Here is an 11,116-nt window from a genome sequence, read left to right as displayed (position 1 = left end):
CAAAAACTGGCCATCTGTAAATAAAACCCTTGAAATCGGCATGCTATTGTTATGTTATATTATAACAATAAACGCAGGCGAAAAATTCCTGCACTGTTCTCGCGATGAGGTTAATGATGTCCTTACTCCCCGTTACCGTGCTGTCCGGTTTTCTTGGCGCAGGCAAAACTACCGTTCTCAACCACATTCTGAACAACCGTCAGGGACTGCGTGTGGCGGTTATCGTCAATGATATGAGTGAGGTGAACATTGACGCCGCGCTGATCACTAACGAAATTATCCTTGACCGTCAGCAGGAAAAGCTGGTGGAAATGAGCAACGGCTGCATCTGTTGTACGTTGCGGGAAGATTTGCTGATTTCAGTGCGCGGGCTGGCACAGGCCGGATGTTTTGATTATCTGCTGATTGAATCGAGTGGTATTTCAGAACCGCTGCCGGTGGCAGAAACGTTCACATTTGAAGATGAAAACGGTGAAAGTTTGTCGCAGTTTGCGCGGCTGGATACGCTGGTGACTGTTGTTGATGGCGTCAACTTTATGCAGCAATATCAGGAAGCACGGAGTGTGCAGGAGGCCGGTGAAAGTCTCGGTGAGGACGATGAGCGCAGCGTGACGGATCTGCTCATCGACCAGATAGAGTTTTGTAACGTGTTGCTGGTGAGTAAAACCGATCTTCTCGACAGCCGGCAGCAGCGCGAAGTGATTGCGTTGCTGAAAAGCCTCAATCCTGATGCGCACATTATTCCGATTTCCCCTGGCAGCCTTCCGCTGGACACCGTGCTGAATACACACCGGTTTGATTTCGCCAAAGCACAACAGGCGCCGGGCTGGCTGAAAGAGTTACGTGGTGAACATAAACCGGAGACTGAAGAGTACGGCATCAGCAGTTTTGTCTACACGGCGCGCAGGCCGTTTGATCCGGATAAATTTTACCGCGTGGTGCATGGTGACTGGGGCGGCGGCACTTTACTGCGCTCCAAAGGCTTTTTCTGGCTGGCGTCGCGTCCGCGTTTTGCCGGCCAATGGAGTCAGGCGGGGGGGATTGCGCGTTATGGCATGGCAGGTATTTTCTGGCGTTCTCTGCCGGAAAGCGACTGGCCGGAGGATGATGAAACCCGTGAACACATTTTGGAAAAATGGGTAGAGCCGTTTGGAGATATGCGACAGGAACTGGTCTTTATCGGTCAGCACATGAATAAAGAAGAGATTATCCGGCGGCTGGATGCGTGCCTGCTTAGCGAAGAACAGATGGCAGAAGGTATTGAACACTGGGTGAACATGGCTGATCCGTTCCCGGCATGGTAGTCCTTAGGGAGGGTAGGGTTGTTCAATAAGTAGCCATAATGTCATTGTGGTAATGAGAAATATTCTCAACAAAGTACTTTACAGACGATACTGAGAACCATTATCATCTTTTCACCGGACGAGAAATGCCCCGCCAGGGACGTTAATCGCGAGGTACGACATTGCTCACATTGCTTCCAGTATGACTTAGCCAGCTCGGGTGCTGGCTTTTTTTTGCCTGTTATTCAGCCGCTTCCTGCGAGTTCACCTGTATCCCGTGTTTCTTCAACATCCCGCGTAACTGATGATACGTCACGTTCAGCAGCTCAGCGGCTTTACGCTGATTAAACCGCGCCTGCCGCAAAGCCTGTCCGATCAGATTTTTTTCCTGCCCGGTGAGCCATTGCTTAATATCCAGCGGCAGTGTCGGCAGGTTTTCGTGCTTACTGTCATCAGCCGGTTCCGCAGCGCCGTTGCGCGGTGTGAACGGGTTCAGAATGATATTATCAAGCGGAAAATCACTGGTGCCATGGCGGTACATCGAACGTTCCACCACATTTTTCAGCTCACGGATATTGCCCGGCCATTGATACGTCAGCAGCGTCTCCCGGGCGTACTCTGTAAATCCGGGAAATAAAGGCAGGGAAAGTTCACGACACATCTGGATGGCAAAATGTTCGGCCAGTAACATGATGTCCTGCTGACGTTCGCGCAGGGGCGGTAATTGCACCACATCAAACGCCAGCCGGTCCAGCAGGTCAGCGCGGAATTTCCCTTCAGCGGCCAGCTTCGGCAAATCATCATTCGTCGCACACACCAGACGGACATCCACCTGCAACGGCTGGCTGCCGCCGACGCGTTCCAGATGACCGTATTCGATCACGCGCAGCAGTTTTTCCTGTACCAGCATGGGGGCTGTCGCCAGTTCATCAAGAAATAACGTGCCGCCATCCGCACGTTCAAAGCGCCCGAGATGACGTTTCTGCGCACCGGTAAACGCGCCTGCTTCATGGCCGAACAGTTCAGAATCCAGCAGGTTTTCATTGAGTGCCGCACAGTTAAGTGAAATAAACGGCCCCTGCCAGCGGGGTGAAAGATAATGCAGACGATGCGCGATCAGTTCCTTACCGCTGCCGCGTTCGCCGGTGACCAGAACCGGCTTGTTCAGCTTCGCCAGTTGTGAAACCTGTTCCAGCACCTCAATGAAGGCGTTGGCTTCGCCAAGTAAATTGTCTGTGTTATCCGTCATTTGGCTTTCCTTGTGTGGTGAAAAACACTAACACTTAGTGAAAATCGTCATCCCGAAAAATAAGCATAGCAGAGGCAACGCTGAAAAATTCAATTTATTCATGCAGATAATAATTTAAAAAAGTTGGCACGGATCCTGATATAGGTTTATCACTGCAGTGAAAAAATCACCTGCGGCTTTAACCGGTAATCATTTGGCCGGAAACCAAACAGAAACAAAGAGGAATTTCGATTATGGGTATTTTTTCTCGCTTCGCTGACATCATTAACGCCAACATCAATACCTTGCTGGATAAAGCAGAAGATCCGCAAAAACTGGTTCGTCTGATGATTCAGGAAATGGAAGACACGCTGGTGGAGCTGCGTTCTACCTCGGCCCGTGCGCTGGCAGAAAAGAAACAATTGATCCGCCGTATCGATCAGGGTGAATCCCAGCAGATTGAATGGCAGGACAAAGCTGAACTGGCGCTGCGTAAAGATAAAGACGATCTGGCGCGTGCGGCGTTGATCGAAAAGCAAAAATTGTCCGAGTTAGTCACTACGCTGAAAAACGAAGTGGCCGTGGTAGAAGAAACCCTGGACCGGATGAAGTCAGAAATTGGCGAGCTGGAAAGCAAACTGACCGAAACCCGTGCCCGCCAGCAGGCGCTGACCTTACGTCATCAGGCTGCGGCGTCTTCCCGTGACGTTCGCCGTCAGCTTGACAGTGGTAAAATTGATGAAGCCATGGCACGTTTTGAGCAGTTTGAACGCCGTATTGATCATATGGAAGCGGAAGCAGAAAGTGTCAGCATCGGTAAAAAGAAATCGCTGGATCAGCAATTCGCTGAACTCAAAGCCGACGATGAAATCAGCGCACAGATTGCTGCCCTGAAAGCGAAAATGAACAGCACTCCGGACGCGTAATATTTGCTACCCAACCTGCCTGTTCACCGGCAGGTTGGGCAGGGTTAACAAATTAATAAGACTCATCAAAATCTAGGAGTGATGTAATGAGCTTCCTGTTCTTAGCCATCCCGCTGACCATTTTCGTCTTATTCGTGGCGCCCGTCTGGTTGTGGCTTCACTACAGCAATCGCCAGCAAAATGGCAATCAGCTTAGTCAGCATGAGATGCAAAATCTCAGCAGTCTGACCCATGAGGCGCAGCGTATGCGTGAACGCATTCAGGCGCTGGAAGAAATACTCGATGCCGAACATCCGGGCTGGAGGCAATCATAATGGCGAATCGCCTGTCTGATAAAAAGTTGTACCGTGTGCCGGAAGAGGGCGTGGTAAAAGGTGTGCTGGCGGGGTTGTCGCACTATCTGGGCGTGCCGGTAAAACTGCTGCGTATTATGGCTGTACTGTCGGTTTTCTTTGGGTTGTTCATGTTCACATTGGTGGCGTACATCATTCTCAGCTACGTGCTGGATCCTGTACCGGCCAGTGAATATGAGGAGGAAACTGCGCCATCGCCGAGAAATTTGCTGGAAGAGGCTGACCGTGAACTGAAAGCCAGCGAGCAACGTTTACGCCAGGTCGAACGCTATGTGACTTCGGAAACTTTCGGTGTACGTAGCCGGTTCCGCCAGCTTTAATCATTTTCACCGCCTTGCCTCTGGCCGCCGGACATGGCTCCGGCTGCCATTTTCCCTCTCACCTCCCGCTGAAGGAATCTTTATGACCCGTTCCCTGAATTCCTCGCTGCCGGGTAAGCGCAGCCTGTTTTCGAAAATTTTCAGCGTTATGATGACGCTGGCGCTGACTTTTGGCCCTGCCGGGCTGGCGGCGCGTGTGCTGGGCGTAGTGGGAAAAGGGCCACTACGGTATGTTTTAGCACTATTATTAGAACCGTTATTCAAACGTATTTTGACCGCGCTGTTTGGGCGCTACGCCAGGGAGAGCAATGAAAAGACTACAAAGCGACTTTAGTTCACTGATCAATCGCGGCATGGACAGGCATCTGCGGCTGGCTGTCACCGGCTTAAGCCGCAGTGGCAAAACCGCTTTTATTACCGCTTTCGTTAACCAGCTATTACACATGCACAGCGGCGCCCGCTTACCGCTGTTTTCGGCGGCCCGCGAAGAGCGGCTGCTCGGTGTGAAACGCGTCCCCCAACGTGATCTGGGCGTGTCGCGGTTTACCTATGACGAAGGTCTGGCATCACTTTATGGCACGCCACCTGCGTGGCCCACGCCCACACGCGGCGTCAGCGAAATCCGCCTGGCGCTGCGTTACCGCTCCAATGATTCCCTGCTGCGTCACTTTAAAGATACCTCCACGCTCTATCTGGAGATCGTCGATTATCCTGGCGAATGGCTGCTGGATCTGCCGATGCTGGAGCAAAATTATTCCGACTGGTCGCGCCAGATGGCGGGGCTGTTACAGGGTGATCGCGCAGAATGGGCAAAGCCGTGGCTGACGCTGTGCGAAAAATGCGATCCGCTGGCACCGGCGGATGAAAATTTGCTCGGCGCGATTGCCCAGGCTTACACCGGTTATCTGGTGCGTTGCAAAAACGAAGGTTTGCATTTTATCCAGCCCGGGCGTTTTGTTTTGCCGGGAGATATGGCCGGTGCGCCTGCGCTGCAATTTTTCCCGTGGCCCGAGCTGAATCGTTATTCGGATGCGCAGCTGGCACAGGCGGATAAAAACAGCAATTTTGGTATGCTGCGCGCACGTTTCGATTATTACTGTCAGAACATTGTGAAGGGTTTTTATAAAGATCACTTCGTGAAGTTCGACCGCCAGATTGTGCTGGTCGATTGCCTGCAGCCGCTCAACAGCGGGCCGCAGGCGTTTAACGATATGCGCCTGGCACTGACTCAGCTGATGCAAAGTTTTCACTACGGTAAACGTACGCTGTTCCGCCGTCTGTTTAATCCGTGCATCGACAAACTGATGTTCGCCGCCACCAAAGCCGACCACATCACCGGCGATCAGCACGCTAATCTGGTATCACTGTTACAGCAACTGGTGCAGGAAGCCTGGCAGAATGCTGCGTTCGAAGGCATTAGCATGGATTGCGCCGGGCTGGCTTCGGTACAGGCGACGGAAACGGGCATGGTGGAATATCAGGGGCAAAGTTTGCCCGCGCTGAAAGGACACCGGTTACAGGATGGTGCGCCGCTGACCGTGTTCCCCGGCGAAGTGCCTGCGCGTCTGCCGGGGCATGCGTTCTGGCAAAAACAGGGTTTTCATTTTGACGAGTTTCGTCCGCGCGAAATGAGTGTGGACACCCCGTTGCCGCACATCCGTCTGGATGCGGTGATGGAGTTTTTACTGGGAGATAAAATGCGATGAGCGAACCGATAAAACCGCGTATCGATTTTGAAACGGAATTAACAGCGCCGGCGGAGCCGCTGATCAAACCGGCTGTGGCCTTTGACGCGCAGATTTCAGAGCGCTTTATTCCGGTTACCGCCGAGACAGATGAACATCAGGAGGAGGGCGAAGCCGAAGCGGTGCTTAACCGCGCGCTGAAACCCCGCCGCAGTTTATGGGGCAAAATTGTGCGCCTCGGCGTGGCGGTGCTGGGTATCAGCGTCGTGGCACAGGGCATGCAACGGGTTCATGAGGCCTGGATCCAACAGGACTGGGTGGCGCTCGGTGCCTGCACCGCAGGTGGGCTGATTATTGTCGCTGGCGTGGGGTCTGTTGCCACCGAATGGCGGCGTTTGTACCGCCTGCGTCAGCGGGCCAGTGAGCGCGATACGGCACGCGAATTAATGCACAGCCACGGGTTAGGGCAGGGGCGTGCATTCTGCGAAAAACTGGCAGCACAGGCTGGCCTGGATAACAGCCATCCGGCGTTGCAACGCTGGAAGGCCTCACTGCATGAAACCCAGAATGACCGCGAAGTGGTCGAACTGTATGCCCGTCTGGTTCAGCCGGTTCTCGACGTGCAGGCACGGCGTGAAATCAGTCATTCAGCCGCCGAATCCGCGCTGATGATTGCCGTCAGCCCGCTGGCTCTGGTGGATATGGCATTTATTGCCTGGCGTAACCTGCGACTGGTCAACCGCATCGCGGTACTTTATGGCATTGAACTCGGCTATTACAGCCGTATCCGGTTGTTCCGTCTGGTATTGCTCAATATGGCGTTCGCCGGCGCATCTGAGCTGGTGCGTGAGGTGGGTATGGACTGGATGTCACAGGATCTGGCCGCCCGGCTTTCTGCCCGTGCTGCACAAGGGATCGGGGCCGGTTTGCTGACCGCGCGTCTGGGCATCAAAACCATGGAGTTATGCCGTCCGCTGCCGTGGCTGGAAGGCGATAAACCGAAACTCGGTGATTTTCGCCGCGAGCTTATCGGCAAGCTGAAGAACAGCATGGTGAAAAGTGAGAAAACAAAAACAGGCGTGTGATATTACGTCAGTTTTGAGCGACAATAAAAAAGCCCCCAAATAAATGGGGGCTCGAATTACTCTGATTAACCTTTAAGACTGAAAACTAGGTTGTCAGATAGTTCTGTGCTTTAGCGAGACCATCGGAAATTTGTGAATACGCCTTGTTCACCGCATTACTGGTGTCACTTACCGCGTCCTGACCAAAGCTTGATAGGCGATCGGCAACTTTATTAACATCTTCCGACCAACCTGCACCATTAACCATTTCAATATCACGTTCTGTTAATTGTTTCATCTTAGGCCTTCCTTTTAATCTGTTAAAGCAAGTCCCCTGTAATACCGGGGGCGATGAAAACATTGAGTAAGTCTATGGAGATAATTTCTACGCAATGTCTTCACAGGGATTAAGCCTAGAGTACTGCGTGCTGAATTTGTCTAGGAATAATCTCCTAAGTGAGATTTTCTTTTCAACAATTTGTTTTTATTGATTATTTAAATATAATCTAACCGGAGTGATTTATTTAACGAACGAAAATTAATCAGATTTATGGCCGACTGGTTATTTCAGAGAATGCTTGAAAATTAATATTTCTACATCATTGTTGCGGTGCGGAAATAAATTTGTCGTGTGTTTCAGAGTAATCGCGGTGGCAGCGTGATGACAGGCTGCTATCTTTCAAAGATTCTGTTTTTACAGCTGGTTATTCTGGAACACGTAAATATGCTCTTTCGTAAAGAGGTGAATGAACATCAGCAAAGCCACTGGGCGGGCAAGGCTTTATTACTCGCAGGGTGGCCTTTATGGATTGTGACGACACTTACCGCCCTTTTCCTGTTTGCTTTACTGATGTTCCTTATCTTTGCAAATTATACACGCCGCATTAACGTCAGCGGTGAAATCATCACTCAGCCGCACAGCATTAATTTATTCAGTCCTGAGCAGGGCGTGGTGACAAAATTATATGTCGACACCGGTAAACCCGTAAAAAAGGGCCAGCCACTCTATGAAATCGATGTCAGCCGCGTGACACAGGCGGGGAATGTCAGCACCACCACACTTGCCGCGATTAAAAAGCAGCGCGAACAGATAGATTCCATTATCGCTCAGCTGGAACACAATAAGCAGGAAACGCTGCAAAATTTGCAACAGCAACTCGATCAGTATCAGAAAGCACATGAAGTCTCACAAAGCATGGTGGATTCGGCTCAGGAAGGGCTGGATGCCATGAAAAAAAGTATGCAGAACTACGGGGCATATCAGAAGAAGGGCCTGATCAATACTGATCAGCTGAATAATCAGCGCTACCTGTTTTATCAGCAACAGACATCGTTTCAGAGCCTGAATACCCAGGCGATTCAGGAAGCGTTGCAGATTACCAATCTGCGCAGTGAGCTGGTCACGCGGGCAGCGGAGTTCGATAACCAGATTTCGCAATACGGCTACCAGCGCAATGACCTTGAGCGACAACTGGCACAGGCCGATGCCAAAGGTTCCTTGCTGATCACCGCGCCGACCTCCGGCAAAATCTCCTCACTGAGCGTCACGCCCGGCCAGATGGTTAACGCGGGCGACAGCCTTGCGCAACTGGTACCAGCCAGTAATTCCCCGTTCTTCCTCGTTGCCTGGCTGCCCAATGAAAGCGTGCCTTACGTGAAAGCGGGCGAGCACATTAATATTCGCTATGAAGCTTATCCGTTTGAAAAATATGGCCAGTTCCCGGGCACGGTGCAGTCGATTTCTTCGGCACCGGTTTCTGAACAGGAACTGAATTCCTACGCCAGCGCGCCGCGAACGCCTAACGGCACGGTCAGCGGGCCGTATTACAAAGTGATTGTTTCACTGGATAAAAAAGCCATGAACTGGCACGGCGAGACGCTGAATTTATCCAGCGGCATGAAAGCCGAATCGACATTATTCCTGGAGAAGAGGCCGTTGTATCAATGGATGCTGTCTCCGTATTACAGCATGAAGAAGAGCGTGGTGGGGCCAATCAATGAATCTCGATAACGTACGGGAGCTGGCTGACCGCCTGCACTTTAGCTGGCGTCACCGTGTGCCGCAGATTATTCAAACAGAGGCTGCCGAGTGCGGGCTGGCCAGTCTGGCGATGGTCTTTGGCTATCACGGCAAACACGTTGATTTACAGAGTCTGCGACAGCGTTACGGCATTTCTTCACGCGGCGCGACGCTGCGTACGCTGATGGATATCGCCACGGCCAATGAGATGAAGTCCCGCGCACTAAAGCTGGATATCGATGAGCTGAATGCGCTGAAAACGCCGTGTATTTTGCACTGGGATCTCAATCATTTCGTGGTACTGGTTGGTGTGAAACAGGGCAAAGTGATTATTCACGATCCGGCCTTTGGCCGTCGTTCGCTTGGCATGCGTGAAGTGTCTGAACATTTTACCGGCGTGGCGCTGGAACTGTGGCCGGACAACGGTTTTACCTCGGAGAAACCACGCGTCAGACTGGATTTGCGCAAAATGATGGGCAACGTCAGCGGGCTTATTCCGGCGCTGACCAAAATCTTCTGCCTCTCGCTGATGATCGAATCGGTCAATCTGTTGCTGCCGGTCGGGATGCAACTGGTAATGGACCATGTGATCCCGGCCAAAGACCCGGATTTACTGACACTGATTTGCCTCGGCTTACTGTTTTTCATCATTTTCCGCACCGGCGTCAGTATGTTACGTGCCTGGACATCGCTGGTGATGAGTACGCTGATTGATGTGCAATGGAAAGCCCGGCTGTTTGACCATCTGATGAAACTGCCACTCGATTATTTCGAAAAACGCAAACTCGGTGACATTCAGTCGCGTTTTACTTCGCTCGACACGTTGCGTACCACGCTGACCACCAATGTGGTGAACAGTATTATTGACGGCATTATGTCGGTCGGATTAATTGTCATGATGGTGCTGTACGGTGGCTGGCTGATCTGGGTGATCCTGGGTTTTACCGCGATTTATGTGGTTTTCCGCCTGACAACCTACAACGCATACCGGCAGGTTTCAGAAGAGCAGATTGTAAAAGGTGCGCGTGCCGGTTCGCACTTTATGGAAACCCTGTACGGCATCAGCACGCTGAAAGCGCTCGGTTTATCGAAATCCCGCGCCAATTTCTGGCTGAATCTGAACATTGATAACGCCAATGCGACGGTGCGCAAAACCAAGTTTGAAATGATGTTTACCGGCGGCAACACGCTGATCGCCACCCTCGATCAGGTCGCGTTGCTGTGGCTTGGGGCGACGCAGGTCATCGACGGCCATATGACGCTCGGGATGTTTGTTGCGTTCAATACGTATCGCGGTCAGTTTTCCGAACGTGCGGCCAATCTGCTGAACATGGTATTACAGTTGCGGATGCTTTCCCTGCACCGCGACCGTATCGCCGATATTGCGCTGACCGACACCGAAAAGTCGCTGCCGGAGCGCGAATTGTTGCGCGCGGGCGAGGCAGCTTCGCTGGAGGTGCGGGATCTGGTTTTCCAGTACGACAGCCTTTCCGCGCCGCTGATCAACGGACTGAACCTGTCAGTCGCGGCCGGTGAAAGCGTGGCCATTACCGGGCCGTCGGGGCAGGGTAAAACCACACTGATGAAAATTATGACCGGTTTGCTCACGCCGACCGAAGGGCGGATCCTGATCAACGGCATGGATATCACCACCGCCGGGCTGAACAATTACCGCAGCTGCATCGCCTGTGTATTACAAGATGATACGTTGTTCGCCGGATCTATCGCCGAGAATATTGCCAGCTTCGACGAACAGAAAGATGAGGCGCGTATTGTCGATTGTGCACGCCGTTGTAATATTCACGACGATATCGAACGGATGCCGATGGGCTATGAAACGCTGATCAGTGAACTGGGTGGCAGCCTGTCTGGCGGGCAGAAACAGCGTTTGCTGATTGCCCGTGCACTGTACCGTCGTCCGGCGATATTGTTTCTCGACGAGGCGACCAGCCATCTGGATCTGGATAACGAACTGCGGATTAATCAGGCGATCAGTGAACTGGATATTACGCGGATATTTATCGCGCACCGGCCTTCTACCATTGCGTCAGCCGATCGCGAGATAAAACTGGGGTAGGAATCCGTCATCCTCCGGGCCGCCCTGATGCGAACGGGAGGATTCAGTGAACCGGCCGATTGTTGAGGTAAAATTGTGGCCGGTGTTACATCTGCTCACGGAAAGTTCATCATTTGTTTAAAAGTTATTATAAAATACTGGCTCCATCGTCTGACGGCGC

11 protein-coding genes are annotated in these 11,116 nt (G+C 52.1%); 9 read left to right on the top strand and 2 right to left on the bottom strand.

Features of this window, described 5'->3' with window-relative positions; translation table 11 throughout:
• Nucleotides 1-116: 116 nt before the first annotated feature.
• Complete coding sequence (gene zigA / locus J1781_RS24580) at nt 117-1,304, top strand: zinc metallochaperone GTPase ZigA (protein ID WP_217234421.1); 1,188 nt, start codon at nt 117-119, stop codon at nt 1,302-1,304.
• A 220-nt stretch (nt 1,305-1,524) separates the two neighbouring features.
• Here zigA and pspF read toward each other — a convergent pair whose 3' ends face one another.
• Nucleotides 1,525-2,532 (bottom strand): phage shock protein operon transcriptional activator, encoded by a 1,008-nt coding sequence (gene pspF, locus J1781_RS24575; RefSeq protein ID WP_129951669.1) that lies wholly within the window; start codon nt 2,530-2,532, stop codon nt 1,525-1,527.
• 233 nt (nt 2,533-2,765) lie between these two features.
• On the opposite strand from pspF, the gene pspA reads away from it, so the two are divergent.
• The 6 genes from pspA (at nt 2,766) to J1781_RS24545 (ending at nt 6,880) form a co-directional block, all read left to right on the top strand.
• Nucleotides 2,766-3,437, top strand: a complete 672-nt coding sequence (gene pspA / locus J1781_RS24570; protein WP_129951668.1) for a phage shock protein PspA — start codon at nt 2,766-2,768, stop codon at nt 3,435-3,437.
• 86 nt (nt 3,438-3,523) lie between these two features.
• Nucleotides 3,524-3,751, top strand: a complete 228-nt coding sequence (pspB, locus tag J1781_RS24565; RefSeq protein WP_217234323.1) for an envelope stress response membrane protein PspB — start codon at nt 3,524-3,526, stop codon at nt 3,749-3,751.
• Nucleotides 3,751-4,110 (top strand): envelope stress response membrane protein PspC, encoded by a 360-nt coding sequence (gene pspC, locus J1781_RS24560; protein WP_217219419.1) that lies wholly within the window; start codon nt 3,751-3,753, stop codon nt 4,108-4,110. The genes pspB and pspC overlap by 1 nt, the downstream gene beginning before the upstream one ends.
• Before the next feature lie 82 nt (nt 4,111-4,192).
• Complete coding sequence (locus tag J1781_RS24555; RefSeq protein ID WP_129951665.1) at nt 4,193-4,444, top strand: phage shock protein PspD; 252 nt, start codon at nt 4,193-4,195, stop codon at nt 4,442-4,444.
• The gene (locus J1781_RS24550) at nt 4,419-5,816 is read left to right on the top strand and encodes a YcjX family GTP-binding protein (RefSeq protein ID WP_217137654.1); all 1,398 of its coding nucleotides are present in this window, start codon (nt 4,419-4,421) and stop codon (nt 5,814-5,816) included. Before J1781_RS24555 ends, J1781_RS24550 begins: the two co-directional genes overlap by 26 nt.
• Nucleotides 5,813-6,880: a YcjF family protein gene (locus J1781_RS24545; RefSeq protein WP_129951663.1), complete on the top strand. Its 1,068-nt coding sequence runs from the start codon at nt 5,813-5,815 to the stop codon at nt 6,878-6,880. Before J1781_RS24550 ends, J1781_RS24545 begins: the two co-directional genes overlap by 4 nt.
• An 85-nt stretch (nt 6,881-6,965) precedes the next feature.
• Here J1781_RS24545 and J1781_RS24540 read toward each other — a convergent pair whose 3' ends face one another.
• Nucleotides 6,966-7,157 (bottom strand): chemotaxis protein, encoded by a 192-nt coding sequence (locus J1781_RS24540; RefSeq protein ID WP_129951662.1) that lies wholly within the window; start codon nt 7,155-7,157, stop codon nt 6,966-6,968.
• Nucleotides 7,158-7,583: 426 nt separating this feature from the next.
• Between J1781_RS24540 and J1781_RS24535 the strand changes: the two genes are divergently transcribed.
• Both J1781_RS24535 and J1781_RS24530 read left to right on the top strand, forming a co-directional pair.
• Nucleotides 7,584-8,870 carry an HlyD family secretion protein gene (locus J1781_RS24535; RefSeq protein WP_129951661.1) on the top strand — a complete coding sequence of 429 codons (1,287 nt, stop codon included), beginning with the start codon at nt 7,584-7,586 and terminating at the stop codon, nt 8,868-8,870.
• Nucleotides 8,857-10,956: a peptidase domain-containing ABC transporter gene (locus J1781_RS24530; RefSeq protein ID WP_129990420.1), complete on the top strand. Its 2,100-nt coding sequence runs from the start codon at nt 8,857-8,859 to the stop codon at nt 10,954-10,956. Before J1781_RS24535 ends, J1781_RS24530 begins: the two co-directional genes overlap by 14 nt.
• Nucleotides 10,957-11,116: the final 160 nt, after the last annotated feature.

The organism is Rahnella perminowiae, from assembly GCF_019049695.1.
Lineage (GTDB): Bacteria > Pseudomonadota > Gammaproteobacteria > Enterobacterales > Enterobacteriaceae > Rahnella > Rahnella perminowiae.
Note: the sequence above shows the minus strand (reverse complement) of the source record. Positions and strands in the feature narration are given on the sequence as shown.